The 20,423-nt window shown below is 45.5% G+C and carries 13 protein-coding genes; all 13 read right to left on the bottom strand.

The window, feature by feature from the left end:
* Positions 1-6: 6 nt before the first annotated feature.
* The 13 genes from galU to ACUTQ5_RS03385 all read right to left on the bottom strand — a co-directional run bounded on the left by galU (position 7) and on the right by ACUTQ5_RS03385 (position 20,418).
* Positions 7-894 (bottom strand): UTP--glucose-1-phosphate uridylyltransferase GalU, encoded by an 888-nt coding sequence (gene galU / locus ACUTQ5_RS03445; RefSeq protein ID WP_445650095.1) that lies wholly within the window; start codon positions 892-894, stop codon positions 7-9.
* Positions 895-1,389: 495 nt separating this feature from the next.
* Entirely contained in the window at positions 1,390-2,412 is a 1,023-nt protein-coding gene (gene galE / locus ACUTQ5_RS03440; RefSeq protein ID WP_445650094.1) for a UDP-glucose 4-epimerase GalE, read from the bottom strand.
* A 286-nt stretch (positions 2,413-2,698) separates the two neighbouring features.
* Positions 2,699-4,075: a TolC family outer membrane protein gene (locus ACUTQ5_RS03435; protein ID WP_445650093.1), complete on the bottom strand. Its 1,377-nt coding sequence runs from the start codon at positions 4,073-4,075 to the stop codon at positions 2,699-2,701.
* A 2-nt stretch (positions 4,076-4,077) separates the two neighbouring features.
* Positions 4,078-5,409, bottom strand: a complete 1,332-nt coding sequence (locus ACUTQ5_RS03430) for an HlyD family type I secretion periplasmic adaptor subunit (protein WP_445650092.1) — start codon at positions 5,407-5,409, stop codon at positions 4,078-4,080.
* A 54-nt stretch (positions 5,410-5,463) separates the two neighbouring features.
* Positions 5,464-7,230, bottom strand: a complete 1,767-nt coding sequence (locus ACUTQ5_RS03425) for a type I secretion system permease/ATPase (RefSeq protein WP_445650091.1) — start codon at positions 7,228-7,230, stop codon at positions 5,464-5,466.
* Between the two features lie 382 nt (positions 7,231-7,612).
* On the bottom strand, positions 7,613-10,582 hold the full coding sequence (locus ACUTQ5_RS03420; RefSeq protein ID WP_445650090.1) for a beta strand repeat-containing protein: 2,970 nt from the start codon (positions 10,580-10,582) through the stop codon (positions 7,613-7,615).
* 637 nt (positions 10,583-11,219) lie between these two features.
* Positions 11,220-12,290, bottom strand: a complete 1,071-nt coding sequence (locus ACUTQ5_RS03415; RefSeq protein WP_445650089.1) for an acyltransferase family protein — start codon at positions 12,288-12,290, stop codon at positions 11,220-11,222.
* Between the two features lie 102 nt (positions 12,291-12,392).
* On the bottom strand, positions 12,393-13,739 hold the full coding sequence (locus ACUTQ5_RS03410; protein ID WP_445650088.1) for a cellulase family glycosylhydrolase: 1,347 nt from the start codon (positions 13,737-13,739) through the stop codon (positions 12,393-12,395).
* Positions 13,740-13,821: 82 nt separating this feature from the next.
* Positions 13,822-15,216, bottom strand: a complete 1,395-nt coding sequence (gene wcaJ / locus ACUTQ5_RS03405; RefSeq protein WP_445650087.1) for an undecaprenyl-phosphate glucose phosphotransferase — start codon at positions 15,214-15,216, stop codon at positions 13,822-13,824.
* A gap of 122 nt (positions 15,217-15,338) precedes the next feature.
* Entirely contained in the window at positions 15,339-16,712 is a 1,374-nt protein-coding gene (gene cpsG, locus ACUTQ5_RS03400; RefSeq protein ID WP_445650086.1) for a phosphomannomutase CpsG, read from the bottom strand.
* A gap of 60 nt (positions 16,713-16,772) precedes the next feature.
* Positions 16,773-18,188, bottom strand: a complete 1,416-nt coding sequence (locus ACUTQ5_RS03395; protein ID WP_445650085.1) for a mannose-1-phosphate guanylyltransferase/mannose-6-phosphate isomerase — start codon at positions 18,186-18,188, stop codon at positions 16,773-16,775.
* Positions 18,189-18,203: 15 nt separating this feature from the next.
* Positions 18,204-19,361, bottom strand: a complete 1,158-nt coding sequence (locus tag ACUTQ5_RS03390) for a glycosyltransferase family 4 protein (protein ID WP_445650084.1) — start codon at positions 19,359-19,361, stop codon at positions 18,204-18,206.
* Positions 19,362-19,404: 43 nt separating this feature from the next.
* A complete protein-coding gene (locus ACUTQ5_RS03385) occupies positions 19,405-20,418 on the bottom strand; it encodes a hypothetical protein (RefSeq protein WP_445650083.1) in 1,014 nt (337 codons plus the stop codon).
* Positions 20,419-20,423: the final 5 nt, after the last annotated feature.

The following is a 20,423-nucleotide window of genomic DNA, read 5'->3' as shown; positions in this document are numbered from 1 at the left end:
GTGGTATCAGTGATTGAAAACCCTTTTCAGCCACGCCGAAAAATCTTTTCCCTGCGTCGGATGCCGGAGCCCGAACTCAACGAAGGCCTTCATGTAGCCCAGCTTGTCGCCACAGTCATGAGAACGCCCTACCATAGCAAAAGCATCAACCGGTTTTTGTTCCATCAACAGGGCAATCGCATCGGTTAACTGAATTTCTCCACCAGCACCGTAAGGCGTTTTCTCCAGCAACGGCCAAATATCCGCAGCCAATACGTAACGGCCAACCACAGCCAAATTTGAAGGTGCTTTATCCAACTGTGGCTTTTCTACAATTGCACGCATTGGCAGGCTCTCACCTGGATGAATTTCGACACCACTGCAATCGACCACCCCGTATTTGGAGACATCTTCTTCCGGCACGGGTTCTACCATGACCTGACTGCGTCCATGTTCCGCAAATCGAGCAATCATGCTAGCCAAATTATCTCTTTTAAGATCTGAGGCAACATCGTCAATTAAGACATCGGGTAGCAGTACCGCAAAAGCTTCGTCACCAATCAATGGTCTAGCGCACAAGATTGCATGCCCCAAGCCTTTGGACTGACCTTGGCGTACATGCATCAACGTAACGCCTTTAGGACAGATCGATTGCACTTCTTCTAGCAGTTGGCGCTTGACGCGCGACTCCAGCATGCTTTCCAGTTCAAACGAAGTGTCAAAGTGATTTTCAATGGCATTTTTTGATGAATGTGTAACAAGAATAATTTCCGTAACACCAGCAGCAACGCATTCATTCACAATGTATTGGATGAGGGGTTTGTCTACGACCGGCAACATTTCCTTAGGGATAGCTTTGGTGGCCGGTAACATGCGGGTTCCTAGACCTGCAACGGGAATGACAGCTTTTAGCATTTTTGTGGGAACTCCCAGCAATTACTGTTTCATTACTGCAGCACATATAAAATCAGCGCAATGCCGTTGCATTGCATTGTTGCGTTATAGCACACAGCAGAAAATGACATCAATTTATTCGGCCTGAAGTATACACCCATGTCAGAAGTTAATACATTAACCACACGTAGACAAAACATCATTTGTCTACGCAACGACCTCCCCACCTGGCAATAATAAACATAATAGATTGAAATTAAAGAAAAAACAAAAAAGACAAGCCTCTATAAAGACCGCGATTTTTTGATATCGATTGATGAATCACATAGCATTTATCGGACAAATACCAATCGAAATAAGTAGTGTGCTTATAGTTATACATACAAATTAAAACAGAATAAAATTGAGAATGATTATTAATTAATGCAAGTCATATCCTTTGCAACCTACCTGTTCCTTAAAAAAAGCCCGCAGCGTTGAACTGCGGGCTTAGTCAGAATGGAGTGTTACCCCAACTCAACTTTTGCGGCTATAGCCTTGCGGGTTATTCTTTTGCCAATTCCAGGTATCGCGCATCATTTCATCGATACCACGCCGCACTTCCCAACCCAGCTCCTCACGGGCAAGATTCGCGTCAGCCCAGAAAGCAGGCAAATCGCCATCACGACGCGGCAAGATCTGATATGGGATCTTCATGCCAGAAGCCTTTTCAAAAGCCTGCACCATTGCCAAAACCGAGTGCCCTACTCCTGCTCCCAGATTGTATGCTTTGAAACCCACAATTTTCTTCAAATGATCCATCGCCACCAAATGCCCTTCGGCCAAATCCATCACGTGGATGTAATCACGTTCACCGGTGCCATCTTCAGTTGGGTAATCGCCGCCGAAAATGCCCAACTTATCCAGTTTGCCAATGGCTACCTGAGAGATATAGGGCAACAGATTGTTCGGGATACCATTTGGATCTTCACCAATCAAGCCTGACTCGTGCGCACCTACCGGATTGAAGTAACGCAAAGCGATAATGGAAAACTGTGGCTCCGCTTTAGCGAAATCCTGCAGAATTTGCTCAACCATCAACTTTGATGTGCCGTAAGGACTAGTGGTACCACCAATCGGCGTTGTTTCCACATAAGGCACGGGAGAGTTAGCGCCATAAACTGTAGCGGAAGAGCTAAAGATAAATTGGTGAATACCTGCACGGCGCATTTCATCCAGTAACACCAGCGTGCCGGCAACATTGTTTTGATAGTACTCAAGTGGCTTGCGAGTCGACTCCCCCACGGCTTTCAAACCGGCAAAATGGATAACCGAATCTATCGCATGAGCGTCGAAGATACGCTTCAGGCATTCGCCATCCTGAATGTCCCCCTGGTAAAACACAGCCGCTTTGCCCGCTAACTTTTCTACACGATGCAAAGACTCTTCCGAAGAGTTCGACAGGTTATCCAATACCACCACATCCTCATCGCGCTCCAGCAAAGCCAGAACGGTATGAGAACCGATATAACCGGCTCCGCCGGTGACTAAAATCGCCATATCAACCCCTCTTCCCCAGCCTTACTGGAGAATCCTCACTGGTTAAAAATAATCTATTGGTTCAAAAAATCAGGAGAAAAATGCCAACTCAGATATTAATGCAGGCAGACATGATACAACTTACTCGACTTATCGCCAAAACGTCAGAGCAGTCAAAGCGGCTCTCAACCTTCATCCACAGAAATCCAATGGCGTTGCTGTCCGCAAACATAACGTATTGAGACAAAAAAGAGCAGCTCAAGGCTGCTCTTTCGGATAAATAGTCATGATGAGTGTAACTATCTGTTCAATGGCTCCTGGAAAAATACTGCGCCACGCGTTTTACATCTCGTTCATCAAGGGTTCCCGAATCACTCAGCAACGTAATCCAGGATTTTATGTAAGTGTACTTAGCCGAGGCCAGATCACGTTGAGCACTGTACAACTGTTGCTCAGCATTAAGTACATCGACGTTGACACGCTGACCCGCCAGCACGCTCTGGCGTGTTGCCGTTACCTGAGTTGTCGCCGACTTCACCGCCAGCTCGTAGGCCGCCAGTTTGGCACGGCTACTGATACAAAGATTATACTGTTTGCGCAGATCGTTAAGCGTGGTGCCCACCTGCGCATCCATTTCGTACATCGCCTGCCCATATCGAGATGCAGCCTGGCGAGTCGATGCCGAAACCCCTCCGCCGGCGTAGATCGGCATACTCACCTGCACGCCAATACTGTTAGTGCGATATTTTTGGTTAACCGTATTATCGCTGCTCGAGTCATTCTCAGAATGCGAGGCGTAGAGCTGCACCTGCGGCATAAAACCGGCACGATTTCTCTCCACTTCATATTTCGCCGCATCAACCCCGTGGCGAGAAGCCGCTAACATCGGGTTATTCTCGAGGGCAATTTTTTGCCACTCTTCAAACTTTGATGGGATCAACGGCGCCACCTGGAATTTGCCAGGGCGTAGCAGCTGTACATCATCGAGCTGATTGAGTGGCATACCAATAATGACTTCCAGCTCGCGCTGAGCCGCATCCAGCGCATCACGCGCCTCAATTTCCTGCGCCTCTGCCAGGCTGTAGCGCGCTTGAGTCTCGGAAACGTCGGTAATGGTACCCTCACCCGCGCCCATTAAGCGATCGTTCAGCGACAACTGTTCTTTATAGGCTGCTTTTTGCGCTGAGGCTAAAGCGATTTGGTCCTTGGAGTAAGCCACTTCCACATAGGCGGAGATCACCCGTACAGCCAAGTCGAGAAACTTACTGCGGTAGCGTTCATCAGACATCAGGGTCTGCGCCACGCCAGCCTTGTAGCGTGCATAAGCCTCGTAATCGAACAGCGGTTGCGTCAGCGTAACCGAGCTGGAATAACTGCGGTACTGCTGCCGTTTGGTGGTTTCAGTGACGCGGCCAAAGAGATCACCTTGCGGAAACTTCTGCGTTTGCCAGTTTCTCGGTGAGTTCTGGTAATTAAGCGATACCTTCGGCAGCAACCCCGCCCTGCCGATGTTTTCGTTTTCGTCTCCCGCCTCTTTCTCTTTTATAGCCGCCCTAAAGGTCGGATCTTTTTCAAGTGCCAGCGAATATGCGTCTATAATCCCTATCGAATGAACCGGCGCAGCTATCGCAAACAAGAGGGTACTGATAGCAAGGCCAGCAACCTGTCGTTTAAATTGAATCAAAATTATTCCTCGGTTAATGAAGTATGAGCGCGATCCAAAATAGGTTTAAACAGATAACTCAACAGTGAGCGCGAGCCGGTCTTCACAAACACCTCAACAGGCATCCCCGGCTTGATGTCTTCGCCACTGAGCAATTTCATGCCCTCAGGCGAAACCGTGACCTGCATTTGGTAGTAGGGTTCGCCATTGGCCTTGTCGACCAGACGGTCGGCAGAAACCAACGTCACCGTCCCCGGTATTTTCGGGGTCTTGTTTTGGTTGAAAGCAGTAAACATCAGATCCACCGGCAATCCGTTGTACACTTTATCAATCAGCTCTACCTTGAGGCGTGAATCCACCACCAGCGTAGCCTGACTTGGTACAACGTCCATCAGGTGGTCACCCGCTCCCACGACGCCCCCCTGAGTAAAGATATTCAGTCCTACAACAGTGCCATCTACCGGCGAAGTGATAGCCGTGTTGCCAAGGTCAAAATTCGCCATTTCCAACTTGTTCCTAAACTCGCTGGCATCCATCTGCGTTTGCGCCAACTGAGTTCTGACTTCGCGTTGATAGTCGGCAAAGCGTTGGTCGATCCTCTGCTGTGACTCCTGCAACTGTTTTTGTACCTGACCAATTCGCCCAACGGTTTCATCGATACTGCTGTTCACTTCCGCAAACTGACGCTGTACTTCCAGATAGCGGTTACGCGGTAAATAACCGTCCGCCGCCAGTTGCTTCATGCTGTTCATCTGTTCACGCAGGCTGGAAAGCTGGATTTGCTTATTGACCCTTGAGTCCTGCAGACCCTTCAGTTGGAAACGCATACCGTCCATTGACTGTTTATAACCGTCAACTTCGCTTTGTAATCCTTGGCGACGTGAAGAGAATAACTGCGTTTGCAGCGCAATGATCTCAGCGACCCGCGGCTGAGCCTGAATGGCTTCAAATACAGGAGAAAAAGTGACCTTGCTTAATCCATCACGTTCGGCCAACAAACGGCCTTCGCTGGCGAGCGTGGTGTAATATTGGTCGCGAAGTGAGTCAACCTGCGCCTGGGCCTGAACCTGGCTCAACTGCACCAACACCTCACCCGCTTTAACCTTGTCGCCTTCTTTTACCGTAATACTTTTGATGATGCCACTGGCCGGCGCCTGTACGGTTTTACGGTTGCCGGAAACGGTCACCGAACCCGGTGCTGCGACCCCTTTATCCAAAGGGGCAAACGCAGCCCAGGCGAAGAAGCCAAACAGACCAATCCCTACCACTAACCAACCCATGCGGGTGAAACGCCGTTCATCCTGCGGGATCTGTTCTGAATACGAGTCTTGCGGCTCGCCAATGTGCGTAGACATACCAACTCCTTTGACTGCAGGCGGCATTTTGGCGCCGCCCGGCAAGTACACAGCTTAATTAATTTGAGTTTTTGGGATATTACCTTCGTCCGGCTCGGAGTTGACTGCGCGCACCGCCTGCTGTGGGGTTTGCGCCTTCTGCGCATTGGCCAACGCTTGCAGCACCTGCTGAGTTGGGCCAAACGCATTGACGGTACCGTTCACTAACAGCAGCAGCTTGGTGGTCATCGACAACAGGTTGGTTCGATGGGTAATCAGGATCACCGTTTTATTACGCTGTTTAAGGAACAGGATCGCCTGATTCAGCGCTTTCTCACCGGCATCATCCAGATTGGAGTTGGGTTCATCCAATACGATCAGGGAAGGATCGCCATACAGCGCCCGGGCCAGGCCAATACGCTGCTTCTGTCCGCCGGATAATCCCGCCCCGCCATTGCCAATGATTGAATCATAACCGTTAGGGAAACGCAGGATCAGCTCATGGACCCCGGCCAACTTGGCGGCTTCAATCACTTTCTCAGAATCAATGTCGTTAAAACGAGCGATGTTCTCAGCAATGCTGCCGGCGAACAGTTCAATATCCTGCGGCAGATAACCGATGTAGGGCCCCAGTTCGTCTTTGTTCCATTGGTAAATATCAGCGTTATCAAGCCGCACAATACCTTCGCTGACCGGCCAGATACCTACCAACAAACGTGCCAGCGTGGACTTACCGGAAGCGCTTGGCCCGATAATCCCCAGTACGTCACCCGGTTGGATAGCGAAGCTGACATTATGTAATACCGCATCGCCTTTGGAGCCCGGAGGCGTGGCAGTGACACCTTCAACAGAGATGACCCCTTCCGGCCGTGGCAAAGACATCCCCATACCGCGTGGCGGATGTTTATCCAGTAATTTCACCAGGCGCTGATAGGAGAGTTTGGCAGAACTCCAGCTCTTCCAAACGTTGATCACCTGCTCGATAGGTGCCAACGTACGCCCCATCAGGATAGAACCTGCAATCATCATGCCGGGGGTAATATGGCCATCAATCGCCAACCAGCCCCCCAGTCCCAGCACCAGGGATTGCAAAGAAAGACGAACAAACTTGGTTATGGAGGTAACGGTAGTGGCACGCTCACTGGCGACACGTTGGCTATTCAGAAATCTCTGATGCAAACCGAACCAGCGGCGCTTTAGATTAGGTAACATGCCCAATGCCTCGATCACTTCGGCATTACGCAAATTTGTACTCGCCAAACTGCTGGACATGATCGATAGCTTGCTGGCTTCCCCCAATGGTTTCTTGGAAACCATTTCGTTGACCACCGCCAATGCAACCAGCAGCAGTGAGCCAACCAGAGCGAACAATCCCAACCACGGGTTAAACAGGAAAATCACCAGCAGGTAAATCGGGAACCAGGGCGCATCGAAGAACGCAAACAATGCGCTGCCGGTCAGGAACTGCCGTACGGTGGTCAAATCACCCAGCATCTGTCCTGCGTCGGAAGAGCCATTTTTCAGATTGGATTCATAGGCCGCAGTGTAAACACGGGTGTTCAATCGCATATCCAACTGACTGCCGATACGGATAACAACCATGCTACGAACATACTCAAGAAGCGCCATCATGCCGAACATTCCCAGCATAATCAGCGTTAACATCAGCAAAGTGATTTCATTACGGGAAGGAAGTACCCTGTCGTAGACCTGCAACATATAGACAGAGGGAACTAACATTAATATATTTATAAATGCGGTGAATATGCCAACGGTCCAGAAGATTTTGCTGCGTGTCCGTATAACATCCGCAATTTCATTACGCGGTATAAATTGATTCACTTTCTGCCCTTACATCATGTGCACTGTCAGTCCAATCCGCATTGATTTCCTCTAAGGAAATTCTTAAAAAATTAAAAATAAAGAAAATCCTAAAGAAGCCCCCTCAAACATGCTCGAGACTGCAGATACTTTTTTTAACTATAGATAGAGAAAGTGGATATCGGCAAGGCGGCATACAAAAAAAACTCTAACCCCCCCCCCAGCAAAACCTGCGAAAACAAAAAGATAAATGGCATAAAAAGCACAGGGGAATTATGAGTGAAAGAGTAAGTTAAAGACGATGACTCCGATCACAAAATAAAATACGGGGAGGTTACCCCCCCCCCGTATTATTTAATAACTAACAGTGTTCATGGAAACTATTTCTCTACTGAGTATACACTCACGCGTAATGCAGAGTATCCAACAGTTGCTGATGGTTTTGCCCAGTCAGGTAAACCACGCTGTCGCTGGTATCCAGTGTGTGGTTATTGTTGTTATCAATAATCACATAAGAACTGTCATTATTACCTGTCCCACCGAACACCACAGACGCTACGCCCACTTTCGCGGTCAATGAGTTGCTGTTGTCCAGGCCGAGGATACCGCCCAACAGACCGATAACGCCGTTGGTCAGGCCGCCAACCAGAGTCCCCAACAGAGCATCCAGGGTATCGGAGGCACGGGTGCCGTAATCTGCTACCGCAGTACCGCTGGTGTCACCAGAAATTGTTAAGGCAGAAGCTGCGTCAACAATCTTGTCTTTGGTACTATCAAAGTCGGTAATGGTGACACCGGCTTGAGTAGTACTGGACTTCAGATCATAGGTGTTCACGCCGTTGCCGCCGGCCAAGGTAGTGTTACCCAGAACGCTGAAACTGTCAGCAGCGCCGGTACCTTCTACATTCAATTGATAACCATTCAGACCCAGAGCTGTCAGTACCGGTGCCAACAACCCCGTTGTTACTACACTCAACGGCAGAATGTTCAGCAACTGGACAATAATACCGTCACCGGTACCGGCATGGCTGGAATCCAAATTCAGGCCGGCAGTATTAGCCGTTGCGTTAATATCACGCACGTTGCTAAAACCACTGCCCACAGTCAGATCCAGGACATGATCACCAGTGATGGCAATGTTCTGAACCTGCGCGTTAGTCCCGGTCAGTGACAAAATATTGTCAAAGTTACCAGTACCGCCAGACGCAATGTTCAGCGTGCTCAGCACGGTTGGCAACAATACACTGCTGCTGCTGTTCAGTGCCAGGGAGCCGGCATTCACATCGGTTGAGCTAACGGCATCGAAAGTGACGTTAAAGTGGTTAGTGGCATTCTGCAGGAAAGTAATTTCCACGCTGCTCGCCGCCGTCGCATTACCGGTCACTTCCAACTGCGCGGAGTTACCGCCGGCAGCATTAATCACCTTCACTGCTTCAGCCAAACCAGACAACACAAAACCTTGTGAGCCAATGTTGGAGGTGGCAGCCTGAACGACGTTGTTGGTCAAACCGGTAGTGCTGGATTCAGAAACTGCATTACCGGTTAACAAACCAAAGTCAAAGGTGTGGTTTGCGGCTGTGGAACCAGTGTTAACCGTTGCTTTGCCGATGTAGCCAGCCAGGTCAATTTTCTCAAAATTGGTGAACTGCGAAGCATTGCTGGTAATCGTCGCGGTGCGGACAACCGCGTTACCTGACATCACCACGTTTTTGGTAATAAAGTTGGCGGAAATGGTATCAACGCCATCGCCGCCGTTGCCAGAAATGCCAGCGCCGACGGTGTTGGCACCGCCAACTGCCGCATTACCCAACCATTTCAGTGAGTCGTTACCTGCTCCCAGATTAAAATCACCAGTAGCAGTAGCAACAGCTGCCGTAGCGGTGACCAGGACATCATCAGCCCCTGAACTGGCATTCAGAATAACGTTACCGTTATTCACAGTGATATCTACACCCGGGTTAACACCGTTGTCAGACAGGTTGACCGTTGCCGCGCTGGTACCGTTAATGGTCAGATTCGCCAGATGATCGGCAAACTTCAGGTTAACAACACTGGCTGCGTTAGCGGCAAGCTGAACATCGGTCAACACTGCAGTTTCTGCATTGCTGATCTGGTGCGATGCGCCTGTATTCACAGTGCCGGTAGCATTACCGCCAGCTGCTGTGGCCGTCAGTGAGGCTGCAGTTTTGTACAGCAGGCTGGTACCGATATCAAATTCAAAACCGTGCTGCTGGGTTACTGTCGCGGCATCAGTCGCCGTAGAGGTACGCAGATCGTTGATAATCGCTTGAGTGATTAATGACTTATCGCTTCCAAGAGCACTATATGTTGCCAACTGTCCAGCTGTCGCCGCGACACCATGCACCGCACTGAAAACATGCTGAATGAAGTCATCGCCAGTCAGTTGACCGCCTTTGCGTTGGAACTCTGCAGAACCAACCAACTTGCCAATCAAAGTGCTGTAGGAGGTACCGGCAGCCATTTGTTTGCTCCAGGTATCCAGACCCGAAGCATCAACACCACGTTCGGCAACTCCCAGATAAACTGCGGCTACCTGCTCCTGATACGACAACCCAGGAAGATGCCCTGCCTGGTAGACGGTTGTAGCGCTGTTAAAGTGCTGCTGAGCGGTTTGATCCCCAGCACCAACAGTACCTCTCAAGGCTTGGATAATATCTACCAACACGTCAGCACGAGTAGCGCCGCCCTGCAACAGAGAAAGATAACTTGAAGCTTCCGCAGACGTAGGTGCACGTTCATAACCAAATTGGAACAGACGAGCGATAAACGCGTCATCAGTCAGCGAGGTTAGATAAGAACGACCACTGATGTTCGCCGCTGCTGCCTGAGTCAGGGTCATACCAGCATTGATTTTAGCCCCGAAATAGTTCACCGCATCAGCAGTGGCAGTAGAACCAACCACATACAAAATTGCCTGGATATCCGATGCCCCTTGCCCTAAAGCGCTGGTCGCCGTTGAAGGGTACAGTAACGTATCGATTTTATTTTCAAATGCGGCTTGCTGAGACAGCAACGTCGAATCACTGCCAGAATAATTAAGTAAATCATTGACTACATTAGATACCGCAGAGCTCAAACTGTTAGCTGCCAGATAATCTGTCAGTTGCTGCTCTGTAGCCGCGGCACCATGCTCACGGGTATAAATAATTTGCAAAATTTCCGAGTCAGTTTTACCGCCGTACAGTGCGGCCCCTGACGAAGAGCTAATAAACGCTTGTGCTAGCTGCGCAGGCGTTTTAGCACCAGTTTGAAGCTGTTGCCCATAAGTATCGATCTCGGTCAAAGATGGAGTACGCCCCAATACCGAGTAAAAGATAGCCGCTGCCTGATGCTGAGATGCTAAAGAAGCCATAAAAAACTCCTAACCTAAGTAAAATTAAGGTAAAAAATAGATCCCATACAGCTCTTGAATACCAGTAATGCTAACTTAGCTACTGACTTAAAAGAGGTTTGGGCTTGCACATAGACTCAACACTGAATTAATAGCAATGAAATTAAACTTATTTAAATAACTCCTTTAAGCGCCCATAGTTATAAAATGAGTAAAGTAGCTGAAAGCAGGTTCTGTCAAGACAAGACATGAGATTATTATTACTTCGAATAAAAACATCGGTATAGGCGTTAACATTATGGTAAGCAAGGATTTTTAACATTACTAAAAGACGTCAATAAAAACTCACATATTCAATATATGAATAATTGGCGATACTGTTAACAACTCAATGCCAGCACAAAAACCATGTAAACAAGAAGGGTTTATTGACGAGGACAACACGAAGTAGCTGACGGCTCAAGAAAAAGTAAATGGATCGAGTGGAAAATTTTTCGACTCAACAAATTATTTAGCATTAAAAACAGCAATAACGTATTGAAAAAAATATAAAAACCTGAAAATCGGCAAAAAAAAAGCACCATCGTAAAGAGATACGAAGGTGCTTTTGATATTATCATCTACTTCAACTATCCAGAACACTTCACAACGAATGGAATCAAAGCTGTGCTACTTTAACCATACTAGACTTTACACGACGCCCAAGATTGATAGAAGGCTGCTCGATAAATCTATACACCAGATATGACGCAGGCAGCGTCAGAAGAACTCCGATGCTTCCTAGCAGATACCGACTGAAGTTAGAAAAATCAGCAGTGAAATGTTCGTAAATTATCAACAAACTTGGATGAATAAGATAAACTGAGTAACTGATCACCCCCATCCAAACCATAAACTTGTTATGGATCCTAAAACGAGTCGTAAGAGCGATAAAAAGTAACATGCTAAGATAATATGTCACTGTATAACGCATTGTATGACCAGGTTCTATTCCATAAGAAAAGAAACTCACTATTGGAATCACACAGACATAAATAGCGATATAGTATGTAGCCAGTTTTTTAGCGATGAAATCACCATCAAGCAGATATGATCGCCATAAACCACCAAACATCATCAATGACAGAGCCAAAGGCAAGGCAACAGGAAACTCTTCATCCAGCTTGCGTCTGGCAATGGCTAACGCCAGGGCGATAACCAGCATTACAAGGGAAGATATGAAGTTAAACCTGACTTTATTGAGCAGGCCCAAAATGAATGAACATACGCACATGAAATAAAAAACCAGTTCGATAAAGAGAGTCCAATAAACACCCACAATATCTTTCACACGAAATGCAGTTTGGAACATCGTAATATTGGCAAAGATCTGATGCCATGGGAATTGCATACCCAAAGCGTAAGACACAACCAAATATAATAACAAAGAAAACCAATAACCTGGATAAAGTCTAAAAAATCGTGAGATAAAGAATGCCTGCACCCCACCATTTTCACGTCTAAAACTAAAAGGTATGATAAATCCGCTGATAATAAAAAATAACACAACACCTATTTTCCCGAGATCAAAAACATGGGAAAAAATAAATTTATCGTATCCGTAGATAGGCACCAGAAAATGAGCAATAACGACGCTAATTGCCGCAATTCCTCTTATCGAGTCAACATAATCCAGACGAGTGGGATTTTTATTATCAGCGGTGGGTTTCAATTTCTCAACGACCTGCATAGAAACCACCTGATTGAGAGTAAAGTGCTTCTCGGTCATATTTAAAAAAACAATAAAATAGAATGAAGAACAAAATAGTAACACCTAATTCAAAAATAAATGTCAACGAGTTGGCACAGCTATAGGCTTATCAGACAAGACCAATACTGGAGTATCGCCCTGTAATGTTACGTTCTGATTATTCATCTCAACGAGAGGATTTACATCAGGCTTCGCTGATGACTGCCCTGTTACACTACTCATTAAAGATCTCAAGCCATTTGGTTGCTCCGAAGGTTGCGCGACCTTGGACTTCTGCCAAGACAACATCGCATACTGATTACCTTGCCCCTTAAGCGCAATGCTAATCACCCCATCAGCAGATACCTTATAATCACTCACGCTATAATCGCGCGCAACTTTGGCGATTTTTTCATAAGCCAATGCCGCCGCTTTCGGTTTCTCCTTTCTGTCCAACAAACCAAATCGGTGTTCATTTATTTTTGGATTATCGCCGTCGTCAATAAGATCGTACCACCACACCCCTTTGATGTAGGGGCGCGATTTTGCCAACATAGTGTATTTTACGATATATTGAGCGGCAGCGGCATTACTCAAACCACCAGGTCCATTATATGTTGGAACCCCCATTTCAGTAATATATAAAGGAACTGTTTTTTTGGAGAATGCTCTTACTCTGGCTTCAAACTTATCAATGCCGGCAAGATTATCCTCGGGGTTTCTCAACGCCATATCTTCATTACGATACGAATAAGGATGCAGTGATATAGCATCGATATCATTCAGTATCCCTAATTCCATTAACTTATCAAACCAGCTAATGCCCCGTTGCCCCAAAGGGTTAAGAGAACCTGCCATCACAATCGCATCGGGGTCAGCCCGTTTAATAGCAGCCGATGTTTTCTTCACTAATTGTGCAAAAACCTCAGGAGGAGGAACCCCTGTTTTCTTCTTCAGCCCAGTCCCCACAGTCCATTCATTCCAAACCTCATAGTACTTTACTTTTCCCTTGAAGCGTTTGGCAGTCCAATAAGCATAGTTGGCAAACCCATCGATGGCTTCAGGAGTGGTTGGATAATCAGGAACATTATAAGCGGCATTGCCATATGCAAGAATAAGTAAAGAATTCAATCCATATTTGGAAACGCCTTGCTGGAATGCATCATCTTCCTTGATAAGAGGCCCGACAACTTTAAAATCGCCAGATGTCCTTTCAACCATTCCCCACAGGAAGCCAGTGCGAAATGACGTAAACCCATAATCTTTAATAAGGGTAAGATAATTATCTGTCGGCTTAGGGTAGTTCCGCAAATGAACATTCACCCCAATCTCAAAAGCATTCGCACCTTGATAGGATCCCAACAGCATGATACCTGCGGCTGCCAATGCTTTAACCATCCTGGTATAACGGCCAGAATGACAATGACCTGTGTTTGGCTGAAATATCAACTTAACCTCCTGAATAAAAAAGTACTACTCATGAGTTTTAAAAAAATGAGGAGCCAGGCATTGATGTATATCCATCAGAAAACTAATAGGCTGTTTTACTGATAAACCCTTTAAATATTGTCAGAAAAACAATTTTCACGTCTAACCAAACACTCCAGTTACGGATATAATCAAGGTCAAACTCAACCCGTTTTTCCATTTTATCTAATGTATCCGTCTCGCCACGCCAACCATTTATCTGAGCCCAACCGGTAATTCCAGGTTTCATTTTGTGACGGAGCATATAACCTGTAATTAACTTGCGATATTGTTCATTATGCGCAACGGCATGAGGACGAGGCCCAACAATTGACATATCCCCTTTCAGTACGTTAATAAATTGAGGTAACTCATCTAAAGATGTACGACGAAGGAAAGCACCGACAGGCGTAATCCTGACATCCCCTTTTGTTGCCTGAATGACCTTATCGCCATTCTCCATAACCTTCATTGAACGGAACTTCCATACTTCGATTGCTTTCCCGTCCATGCCATATCGACGTTGTTTGAAAATCACGGGGCCATGAGAAGTGAACTTCACCATAGCTGAAATAAGCAATAAAACAGGGGAAATGAACAGAAGAATAAATATTGAAAGGACAATATCCTCTACACGTTTAATGACCTGATTAACACCGCTCATAGGTGTATCAAATAATGATACCACCGGCACACCATTTATTTCCTCTGAGCGTGATTGCAAAATATTAAAAGTGAAAATATCAGGAATCAACATTACCGAGCAGGTAGTATCTGAAAGCTCAGAAACCGTATCTTTTATTAATTTCTCTTGCTCCATCGACATAGCGATATAAATGCGGTCAATACGCCCACATTTTGCATCTTCAATCAATTGTGCCAGATTACCGCGTCGTTCAAGCATAGCGCTCAATGGTTCTTCGCTATCATCATAAATGCCCAGAACGCGAAATCCCATCCAGTGCGCATCACGTAACGTTTCCGCCAAACGAATCCCTACCGGCATTGACCCCATAATAGCTACATTGCGAGTGTTAAACCCCAAATTACGCATATAGCCTAGCATCAGCCGGATAGTACTACGTGTTATCACCAAACCACAGCAGACTAACAAGTACCACTGGATATAAACGATATATTCGTTACTAAAATCGTTAACAAAAGCAACAGCACCGGAGGTCAACAATAAGCTTATCGTCCAGTTTTGCAAAATCAGCTGAATTTCTAATCCTGCACGAACACCGCGCCAAGAACGATAAAAATCAGTAATACCACCTATCATCTGGAAAATAACAATTGAAGTTAACACCATAACCCAGTGTTGCATTGAGAATCGGGTACCAGACATAAGGCAGGATAAGTAAAGCCCGCAGAAAACGATAAAAATATCTGAAAATCGTTGCAACATTGATGTCAGGGATGCATTGGTATGAAAACTCCCACGACGGAAACCATTCATTGATAACGACCTATTCACTATCATAGTATAGATGCCTTTTGTAAGTTTTCTCTGCAAACTATATTCCTATAAAACCTGGGTAGTTCATGACCCAGGCTTTCAATATAGCGTAATTACAAAGTTTAACTGCGTAGTAAGGCAAGGATCTCTTCTGTTTTCTGCTTCATCAATAATGGGTTTGCCCGCGATTCAACGTTGAGGCGTACCACTGGCTCGGTATTGGAACTGCGAAGATTAAAACGCCAGTCTGCAAACTCTAGGCTGATACCATCGGTTTGATCGAACAATAAGGCATCAGGTTGATAACGCTCCAATACTTTTTTGATCGCCGATTGAGGGTCTTGTAACTGGCTGTTGATCTCCCCAGAAGCAGGATATGCAGACATACGATCTTCAACCAGTTGCCCAAGTGTCAAATTTTTGAGGCAAACAAGCTCTGCAACCAGTAACCACGGGATCATCCCGCTGTCACAGTAAGAGAACTCACGGAAATAGTGATGGGCACTCATTTCCCCACCATAAACCGCATCTTCTTTACGCATGCGTTCCTTGATAAAGGCATGGCCAGTTTTTGACATTACTGGCACCCCACCACTAGCGGCAACTACGTCAATAGTGTTCCAACTCAAACGTGGGTCGTGAATGATTTTAGCACCGGCTTCTTTTTCCAGGAACGCGGCAGCCAATAGGCCTACAATATAATAGCCCTCAATGAACCCCCCGTTCTCATCGAACAGGAAGCAGCGATCGAAATCACCATCGAACGCGATCCCCATATCTGCTTTATGCTTACGTACAGCTTGTGCTGTATCTTCCCGACATTCAGGCAGTAGAGGATTTGGGATACCATTTGGGAAGTTACCATCGGGCAGGTGATGTACCTTGATAAATTCGACAGGAACATTCAAGTTTTTAAACCGTGTCTCAATAGCATCAATCACATGCCCTGCAGCACCGTTGCCGGAATTGATAACAAGTTTTAGTGGTTTCAGATTTTTAATGTCAACGTAGCCAAGCAAATGCTCAACATAAGCTTCTTCAATAGATATTTGTTGATAAGTACCGCGAGTGCCAGGGGCAACCGGAGAAAAACGGTTCTCTTCAGCCAGTTTCTGAATATCGCGCAATCCAGTATCACCACTGATAGGTTTCGCCTGGCTACTCACCAGTTTCATCCCATTATAATCCATCGGATTATGGCTAGCAGTAACTTCGATTCCGCCATCAATACCTAAATGAAAAGTAGCGAAATAAATCTCCTCAGTACCGCTTAGCCCGATATCAAGCACATTAACGCCAGCGTCACGTAGGCCATCTGCAAGTGCAAGTTTCAACTCCTCGCTGGTTAAACGCACATCGCCGCCAACTACAACTTCATTCGGCTTTAAAAATTCGCCATATGCACGACCGATACGATAGGCAATATCTGCGTTCAGCTCTTCGCCTAATCGACCACGAATGTCGTATGCTTTAAAACAGGTTAAAGTTTGAGCCATCTGAAAATCCTTACCAAAGATGTTACACATTTATGTTCTAATAATTGAAACGTAAAGCAATTAATCGTACTTTCCATTATTATCAAATCGAACAATATCATCTTCGCTCAAATAGGAACCCGATTGGATTTCAATGAGGTCCAACGCAATTTTCCCTGGATTTTCCAAAGAGTGTTCGACGCCTAATGGAATGTAAATAGATTCGTTTTCACCCACGAATTGAACAGTACCGTTCTTGAACACTTTCGCCGTTCCAGAGACGACGACCCAGTGTTCGGAGCGATGATGATGCATTTGCAGAGATAACTTCTCACCAGGTTTGACCGTTATTTTCCGTACCTGGAAACGATCCCCCTGCGCAATTGCATCGTGTTTACCCCAAGGACGATATACTTCACGATGTTGTTTACTTTCAGGACGTTTGTTACGTTTCAGATAATTTACAATCTCCTTAACGTCCTGCACTTTATCCTTATTAGCGATCAATACAGCATCTTTGGTCTCAACCACCACCAGATTATCAACACCTACGGTCGCCACTAATTTGTGTTCTGCCCTGATATAGTTATTTGAGCAGTCATGCTGTATGACATCACCGAAATTAGTGTTACCTGCCTGATCTTTTTCACTAATTTCCCATAGTGCTGACCATGAGCCAACATCGCTCCAACCAGCATCCAGGGGTACTACAACCGCATCTGCCGTTTGCTCCATAACCGCATAGTCAATAGACTCGTCCGGACAAGCGATAAAGGCTTCGCGGTCAACACGAACAAAATCCAGGTCCGGAGAAGTATGCTGTAACGCCTGACGGCAAGCAGCAAGAATATCTGGACGATATTTATTTAACTCTTCAAGATAACGACTGGCTTTAAATAGGAACATACCGCTGTTCCACAAATAGTCTCCGCTTTTAATATATTCCTGTGCTGTAGCCAGATTGGGTTTTTCTACAAAGCGTGACACCTGGCAAGTTACCGAACCGTCAATGCTTTCACCCTTATGGATGTAACCATAGCCAGTTTCTGGGCCAGTAGGGACAATACCAAAAGTAGCCAGATTGCCCTTATCAGCATATGGAACTGCCTGAAGAACAGCATCACGGAACGTCTTCTCATCTTGAATAACATGATCTGCAGCTAGAACCAACAGCAGAGGATCCTCTCCATTACCAGTTGCTTGCAGAGCAGCTAACGCAATCGCAGGAGCTGTATTACGGCCTACTGGCTCCAGTATAATGTTGTGCGATAAGCGAGTAATTTGACGCAGTTGTTCAGCAACAATGAAACGGTGTTCTTCGTTACAAATAACGAGAGGATTGGATATATCTAAGCCATCCAGACGATTCACCGTTGTTTGCAGCATAGAAAACTCGCTACATAGCGTTAAAAATTGTTTAGGGAATAATTCTCTGGAAAGAGGCCATAAACGGCTTCCGGTACCGCCAGCCATAATAACAGGATAAATATTACTCATGATAAATCTCACCGATCAGTATTTTATGGTTTTGGCCGTATTAAACTCATGCCATTTGACATTTATATATTCAGCCAATTCGGCCCGAAAACGCTCTGCAGAGAACTTGCATGCCTGCGTACGGCAATCAACGGGGCTGATTTCGTCTTGAATTTTTTCAAATTGCTGCACTGCAGCCACCAAAGAGGGGACACTTTGTTCAAAGAAGAAAATACCCGTTGGGTTATCTACTCCATATGGGCGAACGGTTTCCAACGCCCCTCCTTTACCAAAGGTGATTACCGGTGTTCCACATGCCTGAGCCTCTACCGGCGTGATGCCAAAATCTTCTTCCGCGGCAAAAACAAAGGCCTTGGCCCTCGACATATGATCCTGCAACACTTCATTACTTTGATAGCCCAGGATCTCAACATTCTTCCCAGCTTTAGACTTGATCTTGGCCATCTCAGAGCCATCACCAATCACGATGAGTTTCTTATCAGGCATAGTGCTAAATGCCTCAACGATAAGATCCATACGTTTATAGGGAACCATACGGGAAGCCGTGAAGTAGAAATCATCTTTATTTTCATTCAGTAAGAATCGGTCAACATCAACCGGAGGGTAAATCACATCGGCTTCTCGCCCATAAACCTTTTTGATTCGGCGAGCGATAAAATGTGAATTTGCAATGAAGTGGTCAACCCCATTAGCGGTGCGGTAGTCCCACATCCGAATTTTGTGCAACAACCACTTTGCCAACTTGCCTTTTATCCCCTTCATAAGGTTTGCTTCACGAAGGTACTGATGTTGTAAATCCCAAGCATAACGAATTGGTGAATGTACGTAACTAATGTGTAATTGATCTGGCCCAGTCAAGACACCTTTCGCTACAGCATGACTGCTCGACAAAACAACGTCATGGGAAGAAACATCCAGTTGCTCTATAGCTAAAGGCATCAGCGGCAAATATTTCTGATAGCTGGTTTTAGCCTTAGGCAAGTTTTGTATAAAGGTAGTATTTGCATGCTTGTTGTGAATCTGCTTCCTGGCGGCATCAGATAAGAAATCGACTACAGAATAAAGAGTGGATTCTGGGTATATATCAATAAATTCTTTTATTACGCGCTCTGCGCCAGCATAGGTTACTAGCCAATCAGCTACAACACCTACATTCAATCTCTGTTCAGGCATACCCTCTCCCAGCATATTCTAAAATAAAGAGCCACAATAAATATTAAATTAATGATTTGATCTTTTCAGTGATAACAAGCTGACCAAAGTTATCTTTAATTAATTCAATAACATCATGATCAAATTCCTTCACTGGAGGCAACAAACTAATTTTCTCATGTAGGTCATCGATATCCTTGAAACAAACAACCACATTGTCGCCGAAAATATTGTTAGCCCAACGAAGGAAGTCAGTTTCCACACAAATGATCCGACTTTTTACAGATAATGCATAGAAAAAGCTTCCGCTGACAATCATATCTGGATCTGCATGACAAATAATTAATCCTTGTGATGATGAAATCAATTTCTCTGCAGTAGCATCATCAATATAACCCGCAAGGATTGATATATTATCTGACGAAATGCTTTTTAATTTCTCAACATAACTTTCATCATCATAGCTTCCAGCAATGATTAATTTTTTTTCCAAGGGGAAATTTGTAATTAACTCTTCCAGCTTTTTATATTTATTTATCCGCCCAAAGAATACAAAACTCTCCTTCTTATCATCACTCAATAACTCTCTTTTTATAAATTCATTATCGGTTTTATACAAAGGATGGGGTATATAATGCATCCCAGCAGTGGCCGCCACCGGTGAATGGACTACGCCCACTCCAGATATTTTCATTAAAATATCAGCATAACGCTTTGCACGAAGGCTATCTTCAACCTGAGTTCCGTGAGGATATAAATTATGGCGAACATAAATAACTTTTTTCGCCACAATCTTGAAGAGTAATATTTTCAGGATTGCCTTTATCATCAAGGAATTTCTTACCTTGCCTTGATTATCGATAATACCAGAATCAAGCCAGTTGATAAAAATCACATCATGTCTACAAAATTCAAGTTTAGTGAAGCGCTTAACAATGCTTTTGAATGAAACGCCCTCCACTTCACCAAATTGAGAAAGGATATGTTTAAATCTATTACTGTAATCATTGGTTCCAGTGTTTTCCGGATAATATGCTATCTTCATTTCACAACCAAATTTATTTAGCCCCGCCAACATAGTCT

The sequence above is a fragment of the Serratia sp. NA_112.1 genome (genome assembly GCF_052691715.1).
This window is presented reverse-complemented; position numbering and strand designations above follow the sequence as displayed.

What these genes read in the sequence shown, in the direction of transcription:
- galU (WP_445650095.1), bottom strand. Translation starts at nt 894, where the DNA reads ATGCTAAAAGCTGTCATTCCCGTTGCAGGTCTAGGAACCCGCATGTTA.
- galE (WP_445650094.1), bottom strand. Translation starts at nt 2,412, where the DNA reads ATGGCGATTTTAGTCACCGGCGGAGCCGGTTATATCGGTTCTCATACC.
- ACUTQ5_RS03430 (WP_445650092.1), bottom strand. Translation starts at nt 5,409, where the DNA reads ATGTCTACGCACATTGGCGAGCCGCAAGACTCGTATTCAGAACAGATC.
- ACUTQ5_RS03420 (WP_445650090.1), bottom strand. Translation starts at nt 10,582, where the DNA reads ATGGCTTCTTTAGCATCTCAGCATCAGGCAGCGGCTATCTTTTACTCG.
- ACUTQ5_RS03415 (WP_445650089.1), bottom strand. Translation starts at nt 12,290, where the DNA reads ATGCAGGTCGTTGAGAAATTGAAACCCACCGCTGATAATAAAAATCCC.
- wcaJ (WP_445650087.1), bottom strand. Translation starts at nt 15,216, where the DNA reads ATGAATGGTTTCCGTCGTGGGAGTTTTCATACCAATGCATCCCTGACA.
- cpsG (WP_445650086.1), bottom strand. Translation starts at nt 16,712, where the DNA reads ATGGCTCAAACTTTAACCTGTTTTAAAGCATACGACATTCGTGGTCGA.
- ACUTQ5_RS03395 (WP_445650085.1), bottom strand. Translation starts at nt 18,188, where the DNA reads ATGAGTAATATTTATCCTGTTATTATGGCTGGCGGTACCGGAAGCCGT.
- ACUTQ5_RS03390 (WP_445650084.1), bottom strand. Translation starts at nt 19,361, where the DNA reads ATGCCTGAACAGAGATTGAATGTAGGTGTTGTAGCTGATTGGCTAGTA.
- ACUTQ5_RS03385 (WP_445650083.1), bottom strand. Translation starts at nt 20,418, where the DNA reads ATGTTGGCGGGGCTAAATAAATTTGGTTGTGAAATGAAGATAGCATAT.